Raw genomic sequence first — 23,949 nt, 5'->3', positions numbered from 1 at the left:
ACTTAGGTAAGGCTAACCTTGTAGGAAATTCCTAGGCAAGGCTAACCTAACCGACGCCGGGTGAAGCCGACAACGGAGAGTTGAGCGTGCACGAGCAGACGACGACGGCACGACGACGCGAACTGATGCGGCGGATGATGGCGGAGGCCGGGCTGGGCCCGGACACCGCCAGACTCGCCCCCCGGGAATCGGACGGGCCGGCGCCCCTGTCCTACGCGCAGCAGAGCATGTGGCTGCACCATCGGACGTTCCCGGACAGCCCCGCCTACAACGTCTGCCTCCTGGTCCGCATGTCGGGGCCGCTCGACGCCGGCGCCTTGCGCGAGGCCCTGCGCGGGCTGATCCGGCGGCACGCGGTCCTGCGCACCGTCTACGCGGACGCCGACAGCGGTCCCGTGCAGGTCGTCACCGACGACGATGCGCTGGAGCTGACGCCGGTCGCCTGCGCCGACTCCGGTGCGCGGGCGGAGGAGCTGGCGGCCGTGCCGTTCGACCTGCGCCGCGAGCGGCCCATCCGGCTCGAACTGCTCAGGCTGGACGGCGACGACGAGCACGCGCTCGTCCTCGTCGTGCACCACATCGCGTGGGACGGCATGACCTGGGGCTCGCTGTCGCGCGACCTGTCGGCCCTCTACCGCGCCGCCGTGACGGGCGAGCCGGACGGGCTCCCCACCCTGGACGTCCAGTACGCCGACTACGCCGAATGGGAGCAGCGGCGTCCCGTCGACGAGGACGACCTCGCCTACTGGCGCGAGCGGCTCGACCCGCCGCCCGCGCCGCTCGACCTGCCCGCAGACCACCCGCGGGGCGCCGCCGTGTCCGAGCGCGGCGGGCGGCGGGCGCGGCGGTTCGACGACGCCGTGACGGACGGGATGCGCAAGCTCGCCGCCGAGGAGAACCTCACCCCGTACATGGTGATGACGGCGGGCTACGCCGTCCTGCTGCACCGCTACACCGGCGCCGCCGACGTGGCGATCGGGTCGGCCGTGATGAACCGCGAGCACGCGGAGATCGAGCGGCTCGTCGGCAACTTCGGCAACACGCTGGTGATGCGGACCGACCTGTCCGGCGCGCCGACGTTCCGGGAGGCGCTGCACCGCGTCGGCCGGACGGTCACCGGCGGCTTCGCGCACCAGGCCCTCCCGTACGACCGCATCGTGCGGGAACTCCGCCCGTCGCGGGGACGGGGGCGGTCGGCGTTCTTCGACACCATGCTGCTGTTCCTCGCCCAGGAGATCGGCGAGCTGGACCTGCCCGGCGTCACGTCGAGCTGGACGCACGTCCACAACGGCACCACGCACTTCGACCTGTCGCTGGAGGCGTTCGTCCGGCCGCAGGGCATGACGGTCGAGGCGACGTTCCGCCGCGAGCTGTTCGACGACGCGCGCATCGACGCGCTGCTCGGCCACCTGGAGACGCTCCTCGGGGACGCGCTCGCGGACCCCGACTGTCCGATCGGCGCGCTCGAACTCATGGACGCGGGCGAGCGCGCGCTGATCGAACGCGCCAACGCCACCGGCCGCGACCTGCCGGGCACCGGCGTCGTCGCGCTGTTCGAGGAGCAGGCGGCGCGCACACCGGACGCGACGGCCGTCGAGGCGGGGGACCGGCGCCTCACGTATGCCGAGCTGGACGAACGCTCGTCGGCGCTCGCCGCGCACCTTCGGGCCCGGGGCGCCGGGCCGGAGGCCGTCGTCGCGCTGGCGCTGCCGCGCACGCCCGATCTCGTCGTCGCGCTGCTCGGCGTCCTGAAGTCGGGGGCCGCGTACCTGCCGCTCGACCTCGACCATCCCGCCGACCGGCTCGCCTACATGCTGGACGACGCCGGGCCCCTCTGCGCGATCGCCACGGAGGAGACCGCGCGCCTGCTCCCCGACGCCGCGAGCCTCCTCGTCCTGGACGGCGGCCCGCTGGAGGACGTTCCGGCGGAGCCGTCCCACGAGCCGCGACACGACGACCTCGCCTACGTCATCTACACCTCGGGCTCGACCGGACGACCCAAGGGCGTGGCCGTTCCGCACGGCGCGCTCACGAACTTCCTCCTCACGACGCGCTCGCAACTCGACCTCGGCGCGGCCGACCGGCTCGTCGCGGTCACGACTATCGCGTTCGACATCGCGGCGCTGGAGCTGTTCGCGCCGCTGATCAGCGGCGCGACCGTCGTCCTCGCCGGGAGGCGGACCGTCCGGGACCCGGCCGCGCTCGCCGCGCTGCTGGAGGACGCGACCGTCGTGCAGGGCACGCCGTCGCTGCTCGGCACGCTCGACCCGGCCGCGCTGAAAGGGTTGCGGGTCCTCGTCGGCGGGGAGGCGCTGCCCGCCGCGCTCGCCGGATCGCTGGAGGCGTCCGCGTCGCTCGCGACCAACATGTACGGGCCGACGGAGGCGACGATCTGGGCGACGTCCGCGGACCTGCCCGCGGCCGGCATCGGCGGGCCGTTCTGGAACACGCGGGCGCACGTCCTGGACGCGGCGCTGCGTCCCGTCCCGCCGGGCGTTCCCGGCGAGCTGTACCTGGCGGGGACGCAGCTCGCCCGCGGCTACGTCGGCCGTCCCGACCTGACCGCGGAGCGGTTCGTCGCCGACCCGTTCGGCCCGCCCGGATCCCGCATGTACCGGACGGGCGACCTCGCGCGCCGCGCCCGCGACGGGTCCGTCGAGTACCTGGGCCGCACCGACGACCAGGTGAAGATCCGCGGGTTCCGGATCGAGCCGGCGGAGGCGCAGGCGGTGCTCGCGGCGCTGCCCGGCGTCGCGCAGGCCGCGGTCGTGGTCCGCGACGACCGGCTGATCGCCTACTACGTGCCCGACAGCGAAAGCGCGGACGAGGCTGCGCTGCGGGACGCGCTCGCCGGGGCGCTGCCCGAGTACATGGTGCCGTCCGCGCTCGTCGCCCTGGACGCGCTGCCCCGGACCGTCAACGGCAAGCTCGACCGCGCCGCCCTCCCCGCCCCCGAGGCCGAAGTCTCCGGACGGGCCCCGCGTGACGCCCGCGAGGCCGCGCTCTGCGCGATCTTCTCCGAGCTGCTCGGCGTCGACGGGATCGGCATCGACGACGACTTCTTCGCGCTCGGCGGCCATTCGCTGCTGGCGACGCGGGTGGCGGCGAAGGCCCAGGCCGCTCTCGGCGGGACGCTGTCCATCGCGGACGTGTTCGAGGCGCCGGCCGTGGCCGCGCTCGCGCCCAGGCTGGTCACGGCGGAGACGGCGCGCGTCCGCGACGTCGAGCGGCCGGAGACCGTCCCGGCGTCGGCGGCGCAGCGCGGGCTGTGGCTGGAGGAGCGGCTGCGCGGACCGTCCGCCTCGTACGCCCTGCCGCTCGGCCTCCGGCTCCGCGGCCCGCTGGACGAGGCCGCGCTGGACGCCGCGCTCGCCGACGTCGTCGTCCGCCACGAGGCGCTGCGCACGCTGCTCGTCGAGGGGCCGGACGGGCTGCCCGTCCAGCGCGTCCTGGAGCCGGACGTCCCCGTGCACCTCACCGTCGCGGGCACTGAAAGGGAAGCGACGGGTCACGTCTTCGACATCGGCCGCGACCTCCCGATCCGCGGCAGCCTCGTCCGGAACGGCGACGAGGACTGGTCGCTGATCCTGCTCTTGCACCACGCCGCCGCGGACGAGTGGTCGTTCACGCCGCTGCTCGCCGACCTGGCCCGCGCCTACGAGGCCCGCCGGGACGGACGCGCGCCCGAATGGGAGCCGCTGCCCGTCCAGTACGCCGACTACGCGGCCTGGCAGCGGGACGGCGCGCCCGACGCGTCCGCGCAGCTCGACTACTGGGAGGAGGCCCTGGCCGGGCTGCCGGAGGAGACCGTCCTGCCGTTCGACCGGCCGCGCCCGGCGGAGGCGAGCCACCGCGGCGGGCTCGTGCCGTTCCGGCTCCCGGCCGCCGGTGCGCGGCGGCTGGCCCGCGACACCGGCACCAGCGTGTTCATGGTGCTGCACGCCGCCGTCGCCGCGCTGCTCCAGCGGTCCGGCGCGGGCGACGACGTGGCGGTCGGATCGCCCATCGCGGGACGCGCCGACGAGGACCTCGCCGACCTGGTCGGCGTGTTCGTGAACCCGCTCGTGCTGCGCACCGACCTGTCCGGCGACCCGTCGTTCGCCGAGCTGCTCGACCGGGTGCGCGCGGCCGACCTCGCCGCGTTCTCGCACGCCGACGTCCCGTTCGAGCGGGTCGTGGACCGGCTCGCTCCCGAACGCTCCCTGGCCCGGAGCCCGCTGTTCCAGGTGATGATCGTCCATCAGCGGTTGGACGACGTGCGCCTCGCGTTGCCGGGCGTCCGCGCGGAGCCGTTCCTGCCGGAGACCGGCGGCGTCAAGTTCGACCTCGACGTGTACTTCGCCGAAGGCGACGAGGAGATCGAGGGGTTCGCGGCGTACGCGGCCGACCTCTTCGACGCCGCGACCGTCGAGCGGCTCCTGGACGGCCTGAACGACCTCCTCACCCAGGTCACCGCCGACCCGCGGCGGAAACTGTCGTCGCTGGGCGCACCCGTCGAACACCCCGACACCACGCGCGAATACCCCGTGCGGACGGTCGCCGCCCTCATCGAAGAGCAGGTCGCGCGGACACCCGCCGCGACCGCCGTGGTCTTCGGCGACACCGTCCTGACCTACGCCGACCTCGACCGCCGCGCCGAGGCGCTCGCCGACCGGCTGGCCGCCGCCGGAGCCGGGCCCGAGCAGGTCGTCGCGCTCGCCCTGCCGCGCTCGGACGAGTTCGCGGTCGCGCTGCTCGCCGTCCTCAAGACGGGCGCCGCGTACCTGCCGATCGACCTGTCGTACCCGCCCGCGCGCGTGGAGGCGATGCTGGACGCCGTCCGCCCGCTCCTCGTCCTCGGCCGCGACGAGCCGCCGCAGGACGCGCCGCCCCGTGAACGGCCCGACCTCCACCCCGATCACCCGTCGTACGTCATCTTCACGTCCGGCTCGACCGGGACGCCGAAGGCCGTCGCCGGCACGCAGCGCGCCCTCGCCAACCGGCTCGCCTGGGGCGTCGGCCTGCCGGCCTACGGGGCCGCGCCCGGCGGGGCCGCGCCCGGCGGCGTCCGCGTCGCGAAGAGCTCGCCCGCGTTCATCGACGGCACCACCGAGCTGCTCGGCGGCCTCGCCGCCGGGGACGCGGTCGTCATCGCCGACGACGCGACCGCCACCGACGCCGTCGCGCTCGCCGAGTTCATCGAACGGCATGACGCGCGGCTCGTCACGCTCGTCCCGAGCCTCCTGGCCGCGCTCGTGGAGAACGGGCTGCCGTCCTCGGTCACCACCTGGATCAGCAGCGGCGAGGCCCTGCCGAAGGCGCTCGCCGAGCGGGTCCCGGCCCGCATCGTCAACCTGTACGGATGCTCCGAGGCCGCGGGCGACAGCCTCATCGAAGAGGACGGCGGGCTGTTCCCCATCGCCAACACCCGCGCGCACGTCCTGGACTCCGCGCTCCGCGAGGTCCCCGTCGGGGAGCTGTACCTCGCGGGCGACGGGCTCGCCCGCGGCTATCTCGGCGACCCGGCCCGCACCGCCGAGCGATTCGTCGCGAACCCGTTCGGCCCGCCCGGCTCCCGCCTCTACCGCACCGGCGACCGCGTGCGGCGCCGCCCGGACGGCGGGCTCGACTTCCTCGGCCGCGCCGACGAGCAGGTCAAGATCCGCGGCTTCCGGATCGAGCCGGGCGAGGTGGAGGCCGCGCTCGCCGCGCAGCCCGGAGTGCGGCGGGCCGCCGTCGCCGCGCACGGGTCGCGGCTCGTCGGCTACGTCACCGGCGACGTCGACCCCGGCGAACTCCGCGACCGGCTCGGCGCGCTGCTGCCCGACTACCTCGTCCCGGCCGAGCTGGTCGTGCTGGACGAGCTGCCCCTCAACCCGAACGGCAAGGTCGACCGCCGCGCCCTGCCCGAGCCGGGACGCCCCGCCGCCGGACGCGCGCCCGCCACGGAGCCGGAACGCGTCCTCGCCCGCCTCGCCGCGACCGTCCTCGGACGCGACGCCGTCGGCGCCGACGACGACTTCTTCCGCACCGGCGGCGACAGCATCAGCGCGGCCCTCCTCGTCGCCCGCGCCCGCCGCGCCGGGCTGTCGTTCACCGTCCGCGACGTGTTCAAACTGCGCACCGTCGAGGCCCTCGCGACGACGGCCGCGCACGCCGTCGCCGCCCCGGCGCAGGCGGCGGAGCAGGCCGGGGAGCTGCCGCTCTCGCCGCTCCAGGAAGGGCTGCTGTTCCACCTGATGCTGGCCGGCGAAGGCCGCGACGTCTACGTGCAGCAGGCCGTGGTGACGCTGTCCGGCCCGGTCGACCCGGCGCGGATGGCGGACGCGGCGCGCGCCGTCCTGGAGAAGTACCCCAACCTCCGGGCCGGGTTCCGGACGGACGGCGACCGCGCCGTCCAGTTCGTCCCGGACCACTTCGAGACTCCCTGGACGCACGCCCGCGTGTCCCCGGACGGCCTCGACGCGTTCATCGACGCGCAGCGCGCCGAGCCGTTCGACCCGGGCGAGCCGCCGCTGATCCGGTTCGCGCTCGCCACCCTCGCGGCCGACGACCACCGCCTGATCCTCACCTCCGAGCTGATCCTGCTGGACGGCTGGTCCGGCGGCCTGCTCGTCACCTCGCTGCTCGGCTCCTACACCGACGCCGAGGCCGAGGCGGCCCGTCCCGTCCCGCCGTTCCGCGCGTTCCTGGACTGGGTGAACGGCCGCGACAAGGCCGCCGCCGTGGACGCGTGGCGCCGCGCGCTCGACGGCTTCGACGAACCGGCGCTCGTCCGGCCCGGCCTGGTCGACCGGCCCGCCGACCTGGCGACGGCGGGGGAGGTGCACCGCGCGCTGCCGCCCGGCCTGGCCGACCGCCTGGACGCCGCCGCCCGCGACCACGGCGTCACCCCCGGCACCCTCTTCGAGACCGCGTGGGGCCTCGTCCTGATGGGCCTGACCGGACGCGACGACGTCGTCTTCGGCGCCTCCGTCTCCGGCCGCCACCCCGACGTCGACGGCGTCGACGCCATGGTCGGGCTGCTGTTCAACACCATCCCCGTCCGCGTGCAGGCCGGACCGGCGGACCCGCTCACCGCCGTCCTCGACCGCGTCCAGACCGCCCAGTCGGAGCTGTTCGACCACTCGTTCGTCGCGCTCGCCGACGTCCAGCGCGCCACCGGCCTCGGAACGCTCTTCGACACGCTGTTCGTCTTCCAGAACTTCCCGGGCATGCCGACCGGCCGCGGCTTCGGCCCGGACGGCGCACTCCGCGTCCGCGGCCGGCAGGTCCGCGACGCCACCCACTACCCGATCACGATGGTCGTCGAGCCGGGCGCCGGGCTGCGCGTCATGTACCGGGGCGACGCGTTCACGGATGCCGAGGCCGAGCGGATCACCGACCGGTACGTGCGGGTCCTGCGGACGCTCGCGGAGTCGCCCGCGACGCCGTGCCACCGCCTCGACCTGCTCGTCCCCGAGGAGCACGACCGCCTGCGCCGCGACTGGGACGAGGCGCAACGTCCCGTCCCGGAACTGACCGTCGCGGAGCTGCTCGCCGAACGCGCCGCGCAGCAGCCCGGTGACCTGGCGCTCGTCTCGCTGCCCGACGTCCGTCTCACCTACGGCGAGCTGAACGCCGAGGTCAACCGGCTGGCCCGCCTGCTCATCGCCAACGGCGCGGGCCCGGAACAGGTCGTCGCGCTTGCGCTGCCCCGGTCCGCGCAGATGGTCGTCGCGCTGTTCGCCGTCCTGCGGACGGGCGCCGCTTACCTGCCGCTCGAACTCGACTATCCGGCGGAGCGCCTCGACTACATGCTCCAGGACGCCGCGCCTACCTGCCTGCTTTCGCATCGCGACATCGCCGCGGGTCTCACCCACTCCGGCGTCACCCTCGCGCTGGACGACCCCGAAGTGGCGCGCACGCTCGCCGCCCTGCCCGGCGCCGACCTGACCCCGGACGAGCTGCCCGGCTTCGCCCCCGGCACGCAGGGCCGCCTCGACCACCCGGCCTACGTCATCTACACATCGGGCTCCACCGGACGTCCCAAGGGCGTGGTCACCCCGTACCGCGGTCTTACGAACATGCAGTTCAACCACCGCGCGAACATCTTCGACCCTGTCGTGGAGTCCGCGGGCCGCCGCCTCCGGATCGCGCACACCGTCTCGTTCTCCTTCGACATGTCGTGGGAGGAGCTGCTCTGGCTCATCGAGGGCCACGAGGTGCACGTCTGCGACGAGGACCTCCGCCGCGACGCCGAAGCCCTCACCGCCTACCTGCGGCAGCACCGCATCGACGTCATCAACGTGACCCCGACCTACGCCCAGCAGCTCCTGGACGAAGGGCTCCTCGACGGCGAGCACCGGCCGCCGCTCGTCCTGCTCGGCGGCGAGGCCGTCCCGACCTCCGTGTGGGACCGGCTCGCGCAGGCCGACGGCGTCCTCGGCTACAACCTGTACGGGCCGACCGAGTACACGATCAACACGCTCGGCGGCGGCACCGAGGACAGCGCCACCCCGACCGTCGGGAAGCCGATCTGGAACACGCGCGGCTACGTCCTGGACGGCTGGCTGCGTCCCGTCCCGCCCGGCGCGCCCGGCGAGCTGTACATCGCGGGCGCGGGCCTGGCCCGCGGCTACCTGGGCCGCGCCGACCTGACCGCCGAACGCTTCGTCGCCGACCCCTTCACCGGTGGCCGCATGTACCGGACGGGCGACCTCGTCCGCGTCCGCGCGGACGGGAACATCGACTTCCTCGGCCGCACCGACGACCAGGTCAAGATCCGCGGGTACCGGGTCGAGCTGGAGGAGATCGAGACCGCGCTCGCCGCCGAGCCGGGCGTCGGGCAGGCCGCGGTCGTCGCCGCCGACACCGGCGTCCCCGGCGTGAAGCGGCTCATCGGCTACGTCGTCCCGGACGGGACGCGCGAAGGCGCCGCCGACGAGCAGCTCGCCGAATGGCGGCAGATCTACGACGCCGAGTACACCGAGGTCGGGACCGTCGTCCACCAGGAGGAGTTCGCCGGCTGGAACAGCAGCTACGACGGCGAGCCGATCCCCCTGGACCACATGCGCGAATGGCGCGAGACGACCGTCGACCGCGTCCGTGGGCTCCGGCCCCGCCGCGTCCTCGAAATCGGCGTGGGCGCCGGGCTGATCCTGACGCGCCTCGCGCCCGAGACCGACGAGTACTGGGGCACGGACTTCTCCGAACCCGTCATCGCCAAACTCCAGCAGGACCTCGGCCCGGACTCGCACGTCCGGCTGAGCTGTCGACCCGCGCACGACACGGGCGGCCTGCCCGAGGAGTACTTCGACGCCATCGTGATCAACTCGGTGGTGCAGTACTTCCCCGGCGCCGCCTACCTCCAGGACGTCATCGCCAAGGCGATGCGGCTCCTCGCACCCGGCGGGGCGTTGTTCATCGGGGACGTCCGCGACCTGCGGACGGTCCGCTCCCTGCACGCGGCGATCCAGCTCGGACGCGGAGGCGGGGACCTGGAGTCGGTCGAGCGCGCCGTCCGCATGGAGAAGGAACTGCTCCTCGACCCCGCCTTCTTCACGGCCCTGGACGGCCCCGCGCGCGTGGACGTCCTGACCAAGCGCGGCACGCACCACAACGAGCTGACCCGCCACCGGTACGACGTCGTCCTCCACAAGGACGCCGCCCCGGCGCCCGACACACCGGTCGTCGACTGGACCACCCTGGACGACCTCAACGGCAGGCCGCCCGGCCCGCTGCGCGTCAGGGGCATCCCCGACGCGCGCCTGACCGGCGAGATGGCCGCCCTGCACGCCCTCCAGAACGGGACGCCACCCGACGCGCCCGAAGGCGTCGAGCCGGAGACGCTGCACGCCCTGTTCCCGGACGCTGTGCTCACCCCGTCCGAAACGGCCGGGTGCTACGACGCGGTGTTCGGCGGGGGAGCGGCCTGCCTCCCGGCCGAGCCCGGACGCGCCCCCGCGTCCTACGCGAACAACCCGGTCGCCGCCCGCGACCACGGCGTGCTGGCGGCGCGGGTCCGGGAGGCATTGAAGGGACGCCTCCCCGGCTACATGGTGCCGAGCGCGATCATGACGCTGGACGCGCTGCCGCTGACCGTGAACGGCAAGCTCGACCGCCGCGCCCTCCCCGACCCCGGCCAGGACGGCCCGCGCCGCGCCGGGCGGGCGCCCCGCACACCCGTCGAGCGGCTCCTGTGCACCCTGTTCGCCGAGATCCTGGACGCGCCGGGAGCGGGCATCGACGACGACTTCTTCGACCTCGGCGGCCACTCCCTCCTGGCGACCCGGCTCGTCGGACGCGCCCGCGCGGTCCTCGGCGCCGACCTGGCGATCCGCGACCTGTTCGAGGCGCCGACCGTCGCGGAACTCGCCGAACGCGCGCACCGCAACGCCGCCGCCGGGGCCCGGCCCGTCCTGGAGCCGAAGGAACGGCCGGAGCGCGTTCCGCTGTCGTCCGCGCAGCGCCGCCTGTGGATGCTCGACCAGCTCCTCCGCGAGGAGGACTGGCCGAGCGGAGCTCGTCGTTTGACTGGTGGTGGGCGGGGGCTGGAGGACGGTGGGCCGCGCGGGGCATACCACTTGCCGCTCGCCGTCCGGCTCCGCGGCGACCTTGACCTCGCCGCCCTCGAAGCCGCGATCGCCGACGTCACCGCCCGGCACGAGAGCCTGCGCACCGTGTTCCCCGAGCACGACGGCGTCCCGTACCAGCGGATTCTTCCTCCGGAGGAGGCGCGTCCCGTCCTGGAGGTGGCGACGTGCGCGCCGGAGGACGTCATCGCCCGCCCGTTCGACCTCGCCAAGGACGTCCCGCTGCGGGTCGCGGTGTTCCCCGAGGGGGAGCGCGAGCATCTGCTGCTCGCCGTCTTCCACCACATCGCGTTCGACGAGTGGTCGTTCGGCCCGTTCGCGCGGGACGTCGCCGAGGCGTACACGGCGCGGCTGGACGGAGAGGCCCCCGGCTGGGAGCCGCCGCCCGTCCAGTACGCCGACCACGCGCTGTGGCAACGCGAGTTGCTCGGAGACCCGCTCGACCCCGGCAGCGTCCACGCCCGGCAGCTCGACCACTGGGCGCGGGCCCTCGCCGGCCTCCCCGAGGAGATCCCGCTGCCCGCGGACAGGCCGCGTCCCGGCACCGTCGGGCAGCGCGGCGGCACGCTGACCGCCGACTTCCCGTCCGGCCTGACGCGGCGGCTGCGCCAGGTCGCGCGCGACGGGAACGCCAGCATGTTCATGGTCTGCCAGGCCGCCGTCGCCGCGCTGCTGCACCGCACGGGCGCGGGCGACGACGTCCCGCTCGGCAGCCCGGTCGCCGGACGCACCGAGGAGGCCGCGCGGGACCTCGTCGGGTTCTTCGTCAACACGCTCGTGCTGCGCGCCGACGTGTCCGGCGACCCCGCGTTCGCCGAGCTGCTCGGCCGCGTCCGGGAGGCCGACCTCGCCGGGCTCGCCAACCAGGACCTGCCGTTCGAGGCGGTCGTCGAGGCGCTGCGCCCGCGCCGCGTGCCCGGCCGCAACCCGCTGTTCCAGGTGATGGTCGGCTACGAGAACCAGGGCGCGGGCGACGTGCGGTTCCCCGGGCTGGAGCAGAAGGAGGCGCTGTTCGGGCCGGGCGCGGCGAAGTTCGACATCGACTTCATCTTCCGCGAGGCGACCGACCCGGACGGCCTCCGGCTGATCGTCGACTACTCGGCCGACATGTTCGACCGGGACACGGTCGCAGCCCTGGCCGACGGTCTCATCGCGCTGCTGGACGCCGTCGCCGCCGACCCCGGCGTGAAGGTGAGCGCCCTGCCCGCCCCGCTCACGCCCGCAGCTCCTGCCGCCCGCGTGGCCACCGCCGAGGCGGCGACGCCCGCGGCGCGGACCGGGGACGACGACCGGGAGGCCGTCCTGTGCCGCGTCTTCGCCGAGGAGCTCGGCGTCGCCGAGGTCGGCCCGGACGACGACTTCTTCGATCTCGGCGGCCATTCGCTGCTCGCCATGAAGCTCGTCCGGCGGATCAGGAAGGAGCCCGGATGCGAGTCCCTGAAGATCGCGGCCCTGATGGCGTCGCCGACCGTGGCGGGATTGCTGGCGCGAATGAGGTGATGCTCATATACGGACACCCATTGCACAGTTAGGTGAGCCTAACCTAAGATCTCGGTCGATAACCCCCCGGAATTTCGGAAGGACACCGGTCCTCTATGCGCACCTTCATGCGGCGAATGGCGGTCACCGCCGCGCTGGTCCTGAGCCTGGGCACGGCCGCCGCCTGCGGCGACGACGATCCCGCGGAGAACGCCTCGGGCGGCAACGCGGGGACCGGCGCGTACCCGGTCACGATCACCCACAAGCTCGGCACCGCGAAGATCGAGTCCGCGCCGAAGCGGATCGTCGCGCTCGGCGAGGTCGACCAGGACGCGCTGCTCGCGCTCGGCATCACGCCCGTCGGCATGGCCGAGCTGACCGGCGTCCAGCCCGACGGCCTCGCCCCCTGGAGCGCGCCGAAGCTCACCGGCGCGAAGCCCAAGCTGCTCAAGGCCGGGGAGGCCGGGTTCAACCTGGAGGAGATCGCGGCGCTGCGCCCCGACCTGATCCTCGCCGCCGGCGACTTCTACATCGACAAGGAGTACGGCAAGCTCTCCAAGCTGGCCCCGACCGTCGCGTACCAGACCGGGCCCGCCGAGGACGCCTGGCAGCAGATCACCATGCAGGTCGCCAAGGCCGTCGGCAAGGACGAAGAGGGCCGCGCCCTGATCGGCAGGCTCGACACCAGCCTCGCCGCCGTGAAGACCCAGCACCCCGAGCTGAACGGCAAGGAGTTCGCGTTCACCAGCATGTTCCCGAACGGGAACATCGGCGTGATGAAGGCCGACACCGACACCAGCGTCAAGATGCTCAAGCAGTTCGGCATGGTGCTGCCCGAACCCGTGAAGAAGCTGCCCGGGGAGGGCTTCGCCGCGGAGCTGAGCATGGAGAAGATCTCCATCCTGGACGTGGACGTCCTGCTCAGCCACTACAACGACGACCCGGCCACGCAGAAGAAGGTCGAGGGCAACAAGCTGTTCGCCGACCTCGCCGTCGTCAAGCGCGGCGCGTACGTGGCGCTCGACCTGAAGTCGTTCTGGCCGCTGCGCACGCCGACGCCGCTGTCCGTCCCGTACGTCATCGAGCAGATCGTCCCGAAGATCGCCAAGGCCGCCGCGGCCAAGCCCGCCTAGGCCCGCCTGATGCCGGAGGAGCGCATGCAGATCCCCGTCCATGACGTGGTGGGCATCGGGTTCGGCCCGTCCAACCTGGCGCTCGCCGTCGCGCTCGACGAGGCGGGCCGCGCGGACCGCGCCGACCGCCCGGGACGCGCGGGCGGCGGGGACGGCGCGGCCGCCGACGCCGTGTTCTTCGAGAAGCAGCCGGAGTTCGGCTGGCACCGGGGCATGCTCATCGACGGCGCCACCATGCAGGTCCACTTCCTCAAGGACCTGGTGACGCTGCGGAACCCCGCCAGCCCGTACTCGTTCCTGGCGTACCTGCACGCCAGGGGCCGCCTCGTCGACTTCGTCAACCACAAGACGATGTTCCCGACGCGGGTGGAGTTCCACGACTACCTCGAATGGACGGCCGCCGCGTTCGCCGACCGGGTCCGCTACCGCTCCGAAGTGGTCGCCATGCGCCCGCACGACGACGACACGCTCGAAGTCGTCGTGCGGCGCGACGACGAGCTGGAGACGCACCTGACCCGCAACGCCGTCATCGGCGCCGGGCTGGAGCCCGTCCTGCCGGAGGGCGTCCAGGCCGGCGACCGGATCTGGCACACCGAGGACCTCCTCACCCGCCTCGCCGAGCGGCCGGGCTGGACCCCGAAGCGGCTCGTCGTCGTCGGCGCGGGGCAGAGCGCCGCCGAGGCCGTCGAGTACCTGCACCGCACCTTCGGCGGCGCCGAGGTGTGCGCCGTCTTCGCCCGGTACGGGTACTCGCCCGCCGACGACAGCTCGTTCGCCAACCGCATCTTCGACCCCGAGGCCGTCGACCACTACTACGCGGCGCCCGACGACGTGAAGCGGATGCTGTTCGACTACTCGCGCAACACCAACTACTCGGTGGTCGACCTCGACCTCATCGACGAGCTGTACCGGCGCTCCTACGCCGAGAAGGTCGCGGGCGCCGAACGGCTCCGGATCCTCAACGTGTCGCGCGTCATGGACGTCCGGGAGCTGCCAGGGGGAGTGCGGGCGCGGATCCGGTTCATGCCGACCGGCGACGTGAGCGACCTGGACGCCGACGCGATCGTCTTCGCCACCGGCTACCGCGAGCGCGACCCGTTCGACCTGCTCGGCGAGGCGGCCTCGCACTGCCAGACCGGGCCGGACGGACGTCCCGTCATGGAACGCGACTACCGCGTCGCCACCCACCCCGGCCCGCGCTGGGGCGTCTACCTGCAAGGAGCCACCGAGCACAGCCACGGCATCGCGTCGTCGCTGCTGTCCATGACGGCCGTGCGCACCGGGGAGATCGTCCGCTCCATGGTCCGCCGCTCCGTCCCCGTCGCCCAGGAGGCGTGAGATGACCAACCCGTTCGACGACCCCGACGGCACGTTCCTCGTCCTCGTCAACGACGAGGGCCAGCACTCCCTGTGGCCCGAGTTCGCCGACGTCCCCGCCGGGTGGACGGCCGCCTTCGGGCCCGCGTCCCGGCCCGACTGCCTCGGCTACATCACCGCCAACTGGACCGACCTGCGCCCGCGGAGCCTCATCACCTGACCCAGGGCGCCGCGCGGCGCGTGCCGCGCACTGGTCCCGCGGAAGCCGCGCCGGGACGTCCTCCCAGGTAGACCACTATTGCGGCCGGTCGTGTGACATTTCACGGCGGGCGGGCGCTGTAGGAGTTGGGAGCCGGAGAGCGACGCCGCCGGCGGGCCGTGCAGGAGGGGGGCCCGCTCGGCGGGGTCGGGGCACCGGCCGCAGCCGGCGGGCTGGACGGTCCCGCGGTGCCGGGGCGGACGCCGCGGGACCGTCTCGCCCGCCGGCCGGGGGCATGCGGGCATGGGCGGCATCGGACCGCTGACCGGCCCTTTCTTTCACACCTTCGCAGTTCTCTTTCGTGGCTCTTCTTGGCCTGCCGATCGGCGTCCATGGCAACGCAATAAACAAGTTCTGGTCGTTGCTATGGATGACGGGGAAGATGATCGGTAGTGGGCGGGAGTGACGGACGAGGCGGGAGGCGCTTTGATCCGGTCCGAATCGGTCGCGGCCGGCACAGGGGAGACCGGTCCGGGGGAGTCCGGCGCGGGGGAGTCCGGCGGGGGACGGGCCGCGTCGGCGGCGCGTGAGATCGCCGCCGCGCTCGTCGTCCTGGCCGTCTACCTGACGTTCACCCATGTCTTCACCGGCCCGCGGGAGGTCAGCGACGCGAACGGGCGTGCCCTGCTCGACTTCGAACGCTGGACCCACCTCGACATCGAGCGTCCGCTCAACGACGTGCTCGTCCGGCACGAGTGGCTGGGCGCGATCGCCGCGTGGGAGTACGCGACGACGTACGCCATCGGCACGTTCGGTTTCCTCGCGTACCTGTGGTGGCGCAAGAGCCCGGTCTACCCGTGGGCCCGCAACACGCTGATCTGGCTGACGCTGATCGCGATCTGCTGCTTCGCGCTCTGGCCGACCACACCGCCCAGGCTGCTGCCGGACGAGGGCTACATCGACATCATCGCCGTCCACCATCCGCCCGCGACCTGGGGAACCGGCGTGGTGTCGGCGGGCGCCAACCCGTACGCGGCCATCCCGAGCCTGCACATCGGATGGGTCGCCTGGATCGGGGTGGCGGCCGTGCGGGCCCGGACCGGCGCCTTCCTCACCTGGCTGTGCGCGCTGCATCTGGTCGTGACGGCCCTGGTCATCGTGGCCACCGCCGCCCACTACGTCGTGGACATCCCCGCCGGGCTGCTGCTCATCCCGGCCGCGGCCGCAGCCGAACGGCTCCGCGTGAGTGTCGTGCGGCGGTGGCGCCCGCCCGGCATCCGCGCCGGTGAGCTCCCAGCCCGGCGGGAGCAGCGGGTGGCCGCCGCCGACGCGTTCTTCCTCCACGTGGAGAGCGAGAACGTCCCGCAGGTCGTCGGCGGGGTCGCCGTGTTCGCCGGTACGGGCCCGCCGGCCGAGCGGATGCGCGACCTGATGGCCGAGCGCCTGCCGCACCTGCCGCGCCTCACGCAGCGGATCATCCCCGCCGGGCGGTTCCGGCGGGCGCGCTGGGCCGAGGCCGACGCGATCGACCTCGACTGGCACGTCCAGCAGATCGAACTCCCCAGGCCCGGCGGGCGCCGCGCGCTGGACGACCTCGTCGCCCGCCTGGTGGCCGGGCCGCTCGACCACGACCGGCCGCTGTGGCGGTTCTGGCTCGTCCGGGGCGGGGACCACGGGCCGGACGCCATCGTGATCCTCCTCCACCACGCCATCGCGGACGGGATCGGCGTCGTCGACATCCTGCGCGGCATCCTCGAACCCCGGCTCCCGGACGCGGAGCCGATGAAGGGCCCCGGCGGCTTCGCGCGCGCCGCCGCCGTCGTCCCCGGCCTGGTCCTGCTCGGCCTGGACGGCGCCGCCCCGACCGTGTCCGTCACGGGCGCGCTCGGTCCTGAGCGCGGATTCCAGACGGTGACCTTTCCGCTCGACCAGGTCCGGGACACCGCGCGGGCCGCCGGTGTCCGCGTCACCGACGTGCTGCTCGCGCTGGTCGGCGAGGTCGTCGCCGACGTGCTGGCCCAGCGCGGCGAACGCGCGGGCGGGCGGGCACTGCGCGCCGCCGTCCCCATGACGCTGCGCGCTCCCGCCCCGCCCGACCGGGGCCGGACCGCAGTGCCCGGCAACCTCACGGCCGCGCTGCGGCTGGACGTCCCGCTCGACCCGATGCCCGTCCACGAGCGGCTCGCGGCCGTGCACCGGTCGGCCGAGCGGCGCCGCAGGTCCGGCCGGGCGGTGGCGAGCACCGCCGTGCTCGCCCTGATCGGCGCGCTGCCGCCGCGCCTGCACGCCCGCGCCGCGCGCGGCGCCTACCGGGCCCGGTTCTTCGGCGGGATCGTCTCCAACATGCCGGGGCCCGCCGTGCCGATGTCGATGGCGGGCGTGCCGCTCGGCGACGTCCACCCCATCCTGCCGCTCGCGGACGGCGTCCCGTTCGCCGTCGGCGCGCTGAGCTGGGACGGGGCGCTGCACGTCGCGGTGACCGCCGAGCCGAGGCTGCTGCCCGAGGCGGCCGCGTTCATCGGCGGGATGGTCCAGGCGTTCGACGAGCTGTCCGCCGCCGTCGCGGGGCGGGAGCGCGGCGCGGACGGCGGCGCACGGGCCGGGACGGCGTGATGGAGTGGTCCGGTGAGACGGCGTGGTCGGTCTGGCTCAGCCTGGCCGCCGCGTTCCTGTTCGCCGGGGCCGCCGCGCTCCAGTACCGGGCGGCCAGGCGCGCCGTCCACGGCGGCACGGGCGCCACCGCCGCGCACGGGCTGATCCGCCGGCTGGTCCGCGACCCGGTGTGGCTGACCGGGTGGGTCGTGAACCTGGCCGGGTTCGCGACGCAGGCCGCCGCGCTGCACTTCGGGTCGACCGCGATCGTCCAGCCGCTGCTGGTCACCCAGCTCGTCTTCACCATCCTGCTCGGCACGGTCGGCACGGGCCGCCGCCCCGCCCGCATGGACCTGCTCGGCGGCATCGCCGTGTCGGCGGGCCTCGCCGTCCTGTTCACCGTGCCGGGCGCGATCCCGCCCGAGGGCGAGCCGTCCCGGCCGCGGCTGTTCCTCGCCGGGCTGATCGCCGCGCCGCTGATCATCGTGCTGTCCCGGGCGGCGTGGCTGCGCAAGGGGCCGGTCCGGGCCGCGCTGCTCGGCGTCTGCGCCGGGCTCTGCTTCGCCGCGACCGCCGTGCTGATCAAGCTCACCACCGCCAGCCTCGTCGACCACGGCGTCGCCGCGACCGCCGTGGACTGGCCCGGCTACACCCTCGCCGGCAGCACGCTGCTCGGGCTCGTCATCGAGCAGCGGGCGTTCGCGGCCGGTTCGCTGCCCGCGGCGATGACCGCCATGACGATGACGAACCCCATCGCGTCCTACCTGGTGGCCGTGCTCGCCTTCCACACCCTGCCGCCGCGGACGGTGTCCGCGTTCGTTGCCGTATCGTTCACGGCCATGCTCCTGACCGCGGGTGTCGCCATGCTGTCCCGCTCCGCGGCCGCCGCACGGAGAGAGGCCGCCGCCGTGAAGGAGGCGATTTGATCACCAGGCGGGCGCTGCTCGGCGGCGTCGGCGGCCTCGGGGCCGTCACCGCGATGAGCGGCGCCGGGTACGCCCTCGTCCAGCGGGAGGTCCTGCCCGGCAAGGTGCGCCTCGACCGCGCGCTCGGCAGGTGCGGGGACGCGCCTGAGCCGCCGCCGGGGCCCGTCGAGATCGAGTTCATGACGTGGCGGTCCGCGCGGCGCCGGACCGCCGTCACCGCCGCCATCGTGCCGCCCGCGGACGGCCGCTCGCTGCGCGGGCTGCCGGTCGTGATCGCCCTGCACGGCACCGGCCACACGGCGACGTCCCTCGTGGCGAGCCTCAACCTCCACCACTACCTCCCGGACGCCGTCGCGAACGGCGGCGTCCCGCCGTTCGCGCTCGTCGCCGTCGACGGCGGCAAGGACTCCTATTGGCACCCCCGCGCGGACGGCGACGACCCCATCGGGATGATCACGGACGAGCTGCTGCCCCGCCTCCGCGACCGCGGCGCCCGCACCGACCGCGTCGGCGCGATCGGCTGGTCGATGGGCGGCTACGGCGCGCTCGTCCTGACCCGGCAGCTCGGCGCCGCGCGGATGGCGGCGGTCGTCGCGTCGTCCCCCGCCCTGTTCTCCTCCTACGACGACGCGCGCTCCGCCAACCGGCGCGCGTTCGACGGCCGGGACGACTTCGCCCGCAACGACGTCTTCGCCTCACTGGACGCGTTGAAGGGCGTCCCGCTCCGGGTCGACTGCGGGCACAGCGACCCGTTCGCACGCATGACGCGCCGGCTTCGCGACCGGGTCCGGCCGGACGGCTCGATGAGCGGCGGGTGCCACGACGTGGCCTACTGGCAGCGCCTCCTGCGCCCGCAGCTCGCCTTCCTCGGGCACCGTCTCGCGGGCCCCCGATAAGTCCGAAATGTCGGTGGGACCAGGGATGATGTGGTCATGACCGAGACACCGGCCCTTACGGAGATCGGCGACCAGGCCGCCTACGCCGCCGCCGTGCAGAGCGCCGTCGCGGCCTCCGCCGCCTACTACGGCGAGGGCGACTCGCCGCTCGACGACGACGCCTTCGACCGGCTGGTGCGCGGCATCGCCGCCTACGAGGCCGGGCACCCCGAGCACGTGCTGCCGGACTCCCCGACGGGCAAGGTCGCCGGGGGAGCGGTCGCCGGGGACGTCCCGCACACGGTCCCGATGCTGAGCCTCGACAACGTGTTCTCGGCCGAGGGCCTGGAGTCGTGGGCCGCGGGCCTCGTCCGCAGGCTCGGCCGCGAGGTCGCGACGTGGAGCGTGGAGCCGAAGCTGGACGGCCTGGCGATCTCGGCCCGCTACCGCGACGGCCGCCTCGTCCAGCTGGTCACCCGGGGCGACGGGACCGCCGGCGAGGACGTCTCGGCCCGCGGCATCGCGATCATCACGGGCCTGCCGGAGCGGCTCGCCGAGCCGGTCACGGCGGAGGTGCGGGGCGAGGTGCTGATGACCCGCGCCCAGTTCGGGGCCGCCAACGCCGCCCGCACCGGCGCCGGGCACCCGCCGTTCGCCAACCCGCGCTCGGCCGCCGCCGGGTCGCTGCGGACCAAGCACCACGCCTACCAGGTGGAGACGACCTTCTTCGGGTACGGGATCCTGCCCCTGCCCGCCGACGCGGGATTCGGCACCGGCACCGCCCTTGAGCTGGCCGAACGGCTCCGCGAGCTGCCGCACAGCGCGCTGATGGCACTGCTGGACGAGCTGGGCGTGAAGACGACCGCCACCACCCCGGTCGCCGGGACGACGTGCGCCACGATGGAGCAGGTCCGCGGGCGCGTCGAGGAGATCGCGGCGCTGCGCGCCGACCTCGACTTCGGCATCGACGGCATCGTGATCAAGGCGGACGCCGCCGCCGACCAGGCCGCCGCCGGGCTCTCCTCCCGCGCGCCCCGCTGGGCCGTCGCCTACAAGCTGCCCGCCGTCGAGAAGATCACCCGGCTGCTGGACGTCGAGTGGAACGTCGGCCGCACCGGCGTGATCGCGCCGCGCGCCGTCCTGGAGCCCGTCGAGGTGGACGGCTCGACCGTCACCTACGCGACCCTCCACAACGCCGCCGACATCGAGCGGCGCGGCCTGCGGATCGGCGACCACGTCACCGTCTACAAGGCGGGCGACGTGATCCCCCGCGTGGAGGCCCCGGTCGTGCATCTGCGGACCGGGGAGGAGCGGCCGATCGAGGCGCCGTCCGCGTGCCCGCGCTGCGGCGACGCGATCGACGCGTCGCAGCAGCGGTGGCGGTGCGTCCGGGGGCGGGCGTGCCATGCGGTCGCGTCCGTCCGCTACGCCGTCGGGCGCGACCAGCTCGACATCGAGGGCCTCGGCGAGAACCGGATCGACCAGCTCGTCGACGCCGGGCTGATCACCGACTTCGCCGACCTGTTCGTCCTCACCCACGACCAGGTCATCGCCCTGGAGCGGATGGGGGAGACCAGCACGGCCGCGCTCATCGCCGCGATCGAGGGCGCGAAGGCCAAGCCGCTGAACAAGGTGTTCTGCGCGCTCGGCGTCCGCGGCACCGGACGGTCCATGTCCCGCCGCATCGCCCGGCACTTCGCGACCATGGACGCGATCCGCGCCGCCGACGCGGAGGTCTTCCAGCAGGTCGAGGGCGTCGGGCCGGAGCGGGCCGCGATCCTGGTCGAGGAGATCGCCGAGCTGGCCCCGCTGATCGACAAGCTCGCCGCGGCCGGCGTCACCTTGACGGAGCCGGGCGCCACCGGCCCCGCCGAGCCCGCGGGCGACGAGGCGTCCGGGCTGCCGCTGGCCGGGCTGTCGGTCGTCGCCACCGGATCGATGTCCGGGCCGCTCGACGGCCTGTCCCGCACCCAGGTGAACGAGCTGATCGAGCGCGCCGGCGGGAAGGCGTCCTCGTCGGTGTCCGCCCGCACGTCCCTGCTCGTCGCGGGCGCGAAGGCCGGGTCGAAGAGGGCCAAGGCCGAGCAGCTCGGCGTCGAGATCGTCACCCCGGAGGAGTTCGCCGGCCGCGTCGCCGCCTTCCTGTGACGGCGCCGGTCACGCCGTCCGCTCGGCGCGGCCCGTCCGGACGAGCCAGTTCAGCATCAGCATCACGTCGAGGCGGCCGCCGGGCTCGGTGAACCGGCCGCCGGTCAGCTCGTTGATGCGGCGCAGCCGGTACCGGACGGTCTGCTCGTGGATGTGCAGCCGCTCCGCCGCGATCACCGCGTTGTCGCCGCACCGCAGGTACGTCAGCAGCGTCTCGGCGAGCGGCTGCCGCCGCGCGGGCGGCAGCTCCAGCAGGGGCCCGAGGACGTCCGCGGCGGTCGCGTCGACCAGCTCCTCCGCGGCGAGGGTGGCGAGGGTCGCGATGTGGTCCGCGCACCGGATCGGGGCGCCGCCGGGCAGCAGCCCCCGCTCGGCCAGCGCCAGCGCGTGCCGCGCCCAGCGCAGCGAGACGGCGCCCCGCCCGATCGGGACGGTCGGCCCGATCGCCGCCGTGCCGAGCCTGCGCAGCGCGGGCCACAGCCGGTCCTGGCCGGGGCCGTCCGGATCGGGCACCACGAGGAACGGGATCGGCGCGTCCCAGTCGGGCAGCACGGCGGGCGGCAGGATCCGCGCCGCGGCGGGCGCCCCGGACGGCAGCGCGACCAGCCCGATGCTCTTCGGCAGCTCCCAGCGGGCCGCGACCGCCAGCTCCGCGATCGCCTCCCGGCCGGGTGCGGGCTCGGCGATGAGCAGGTCCCGCAGCCGGTCGCGGCGGCGCTCACGCTCGGTCGCGAGCTGCCCCTGCTCGCGCGCGTAGCCCTGCGCGGCGGCGTCGGCGACCCTGGCCAGCAGCAGGAACAGCGAGTCGGTCAGCCGGCCCAGCGTCTCCCGCGACCAGCCGAGCCGGTAGGCGTCCTTGATGAACCGGCGGCACGCGACCTGGCTGCTCACCCGCATCGCGTTCTGGAGGGCGTCCAGGCTCCGGCCCTGCCTGGCCTCCTGCTCGCCGAGCCGCACGTACAGGTCGGTGAGCTGCCGCGGGTCGGCGTCGGGGTGATCCACGGAGTCGACGAAGAACGCGACCGTGTCGCTGACGGTCCGCTCCACCCGCCGGGCGTAGCCGCCGCCCGCGCCGTACTCGGGCACCTGGTCGCGGATCTCCCGCTCCATCTCGGCGACGGCGGCCCGCAGATGCTGCCGCAGCATGTTCGGCAGCCCGGCGGGCATGGGCCCTTGCGTCATCCGGTGTTCCGTTCGGCGGGGTCGGGCTCGGGCGGATCCGCCTCACCTTAAACAGGAACGCGCACGCTGTCATTACCCGGGTCATTGCCCGGGTCAGCGCGCGGGCCCGCGTCCGCGCGGGGGCGGCGGCGGGCCGTCACGCGCCGTCCGAGCCGCTGGGCCGGGACTTCGACGTAGCGGTACGCCACCGCCGCCGAGCCGAGGACGAGCGTGACCAGCACCACGCCCCAGATCAGCCGGATCGAGCCGGGCAGGTTGCCAGGGTCGCGTCCGGCGGCGTGCCAGATCGCCTGGATGACCAGCGGATGCAGCAGGTACAGCGAGTAGCTGACCGTCCCCGACCACACCAGGGCGCGGGGCATGGGACGGTTCCGCAGCGCGAGACCGCCGAGGAACGTCAGCCACGCCGCCCCGACCGCGATGGACCAGTCGAGCCCGAGCGGGGCCGGGTTGGCGTTCAGCGCGAGGGCGGTCGGCGTGCGCAGGCCCGCGACCAGCGTGAAGGCGGGGACGACCGCGACCATCGCGACGGCGGGCCAGGTGCGCAGCCGCCCGTCCTGGATGCCCCGGACGGCCGTCCCGGCGAACATCGTGGCGATGATGCACAGGCTCTCGATGGCGCCGATACGGCTGTCGAGGACGAGCAGCCCCAGCGCCAGCGCCGCCACCACCGCGACGCCCGTCCGGCGCACCGCGCGGCGGCGGCTGACCATCGCCGCGAGCCCGACGGCCAGGAACAGCGCGGCGGCGAGGATCGTCCCGCCCGGCCACCGGGAGGCCAGCAGGCCCGACGGCAGCGCGACGCCCAGGATCGCCGCGCCCACGCCGAACCCCAGCGCGACCCGGGCGCTGGAGCGGTGCACCCCCGCGACGAACATCGCCGTCACGAGCAGGTAGAAGACCATCTCGTAGGAGAGCGTCCAGTAGACGTTGACGGCGTTGGGCACGCCCAGGAGATCTTGCAGCATCGTCATGTGCGCGAGCGCGGACGCCCACGGACGCTCGCTCAGCGCGGCCGGCAGCCCGTACGACATCCCCGCCGCGCCGAGCATCAGCGCGAGCGCCAGCGACACGCACCACGCGGGGTACAGCCGGAAGAACCGCCCGGCCCAGAACCGCCGGACGCTCCCGCGCCGCTCCAGCGAGAACGGCACGACGTACCCGCTGACCAGGAAGAACACGAACACCCCGTAGCGGCCGAAGTCGAACCACGGGCTCGCCGCGCCGCGGACCTCCGGCAGGAGCACGTCGAGGGAATGCTCGAACACCACCACCAGCGCCGCGAGCCCGCGCAGAGCGTCCAGCCAGTCCATCCGGCGCGCTTTGTCCGGACGGGAGCCGATCTGCGTTTGAGGCGGAGTCAGGGTGTTCGTCGGCATCCGGGCCACCCTAGGGGCGGCGCGCACGCGTTCTCTAACCGGCGAATGACATTTTTCTTAACTCGGCGCACCGGCGGCTGACTGAGGGTGATAGTCGCGGAGGCCCGCGAGCACGGGCGGGAGCAGGGACTCCGTGATCAGGAAGCGGCACGCCGTACCCGCCCCG

Annotated in this window: 10 protein-coding genes; 8 read left to right on the top strand and 2 right to left on the bottom strand. The window is 74.3% G+C overall.

Annotated features, from left to right (window positions below):
- The first annotated feature begins 86 nt into the window (after nucleotides 1-86).
- The 8 genes from ACH35V_RS19270 to ligA all read left to right on the top strand — a co-directional run bounded on the left by ACH35V_RS19270 (nucleotide 87) and on the right by ligA (nucleotide 21,222).
- Entirely contained in the window at nucleotides 87-12,053 is an 11,967-nt protein-coding gene (locus ACH35V_RS19270; RefSeq protein ID WP_395973995.1) for an amino acid adenylation domain-containing protein, read from the top strand.
- A gap of 95 nt (nucleotides 12,054-12,148) precedes the next feature.
- A complete protein-coding gene (locus tag ACH35V_RS19265) occupies nucleotides 12,149-13,165 on the top strand; it encodes an ABC transporter substrate-binding protein (protein ID WP_395973993.1) in 1,017 nt (338 codons plus the stop codon).
- 9 nt (nucleotides 13,166-13,174) lie between these two features.
- Nucleotides 13,175-14,503, top strand: coding sequence for a lysine N(6)-hydroxylase/L-ornithine N(5)-oxygenase family protein (locus ACH35V_RS19260; RefSeq protein WP_395973991.1), 1,329 nt, complete (start codon nucleotides 13,175-13,177; stop codon nucleotides 14,501-14,503).
- A 1-nt stretch (nucleotide 14,504) separates the two neighbouring features.
- The gene (locus tag ACH35V_RS19255) at nucleotides 14,505-14,702 is read left to right on the top strand and encodes an MbtH family protein (protein WP_395973989.1); all 198 of its coding nucleotides are present in this window, start codon (nucleotides 14,505-14,507) and stop codon (nucleotides 14,700-14,702) included.
- Nucleotides 14,703-15,167: 465 nt separating this feature from the next.
- Nucleotides 15,168-17,294: a phosphatase PAP2 family protein gene (locus ACH35V_RS19250; protein WP_395973987.1), complete on the top strand. Its 2,127-nt coding sequence runs from the start codon at nucleotides 15,168-15,170 to the stop codon at nucleotides 17,292-17,294.
- Nucleotides 17,294-18,199: a DMT family transporter gene (locus ACH35V_RS19245; RefSeq protein WP_395973985.1), complete on the top strand. Its 906-nt coding sequence runs from the start codon at nucleotides 17,294-17,296 to the stop codon at nucleotides 18,197-18,199. Before ACH35V_RS19250 ends, ACH35V_RS19245 begins: the two co-directional genes overlap by 1 nt.
- A complete protein-coding gene (locus tag ACH35V_RS19240) occupies nucleotides 18,196-19,095 on the top strand; it encodes an alpha/beta hydrolase (protein ID WP_395973984.1) in 900 nt (299 codons plus the stop codon). Before ACH35V_RS19245 ends, ACH35V_RS19240 begins: the two co-directional genes overlap by 4 nt.
- 36 nt (nucleotides 19,096-19,131) lie before the next feature.
- Entirely contained in the window at nucleotides 19,132-21,222 is a 2,091-nt protein-coding gene (gene ligA / locus ACH35V_RS19235) for an NAD-dependent DNA ligase LigA (protein WP_395973981.1), read from the top strand.
- 9 nt (nucleotides 21,223-21,231) lie between these two features.
- Here ligA and ACH35V_RS19230 read toward each other — a convergent pair whose 3' ends face one another.
- Both ACH35V_RS19230 and ACH35V_RS19225 read right to left on the bottom strand, forming a co-directional pair.
- Nucleotides 21,232-22,404 (bottom strand): helix-turn-helix domain-containing protein, encoded by a 1,173-nt coding sequence (locus tag ACH35V_RS19230; protein ID WP_395973980.1) that lies wholly within the window; start codon nucleotides 22,402-22,404, stop codon nucleotides 21,232-21,234.
- Nucleotides 22,405-22,451: 47 nt separating this feature from the next.
- Nucleotides 22,452-23,783, bottom strand: a complete 1,332-nt coding sequence (locus ACH35V_RS19225) for an acyltransferase family protein (RefSeq protein WP_395973978.1) — start codon at nucleotides 23,781-23,783, stop codon at nucleotides 22,452-22,454.
- Between the last annotated feature and the right edge of the window lie 166 nt (nucleotides 23,784-23,949).

The organism is Actinomadura sp. 1N219, assembly GCF_044326405.1.
Taxonomy (GTDB): Bacteria; Actinomycetota; Actinomycetes; order Streptosporangiales; family Streptosporangiaceae; genus Spirillospora.
This window is presented reverse-complemented; position numbering and strand designations above follow the sequence as displayed.

What these genes read in the sequence shown, in the direction of transcription:
- ACH35V_RS19255 (WP_395973989.1), top strand. Translation starts at nt 14,505, where the DNA reads ATGACCAACCCGTTCGACGACCCCGACGGCACGTTCCTCGTCCTCGTC.
- ACH35V_RS19230 (WP_395973980.1), bottom strand. Translation starts at nt 22,404, where the DNA reads ATGACGCAAGGGCCCATGCCCGCCGGGCTGCCGAACATGCTGCGGCAG.
- ACH35V_RS19265 (WP_395973993.1), top strand. Translation starts at nt 12,149, where the DNA reads ATGCGCACCTTCATGCGGCGAATGGCGGTCACCGCCGCGCTGGTCCTG.
- ACH35V_RS19225 (WP_395973978.1), bottom strand. Translation starts at nt 23,783, where the DNA reads ATGCCGACGAACACCCTGACTCCGCCTCAAACGCAGATCGGCTCCCGT.
- ACH35V_RS19245 (WP_395973985.1), top strand. Translation starts at nt 17,294, where the DNA reads ATGGAGTGGTCCGGTGAGACGGCGTGGTCGGTCTGGCTCAGCCTGGCC.
- ACH35V_RS19260 (WP_395973991.1), top strand. Translation starts at nt 13,175, where the DNA reads ATGCCGGAGGAGCGCATGCAGATCCCCGTCCATGACGTGGTGGGCATC.
- ligA (WP_395973981.1), top strand. Translation starts at nt 19,132, where the DNA reads ATGACCGAGACACCGGCCCTTACGGAGATCGGCGACCAGGCCGCCTAC.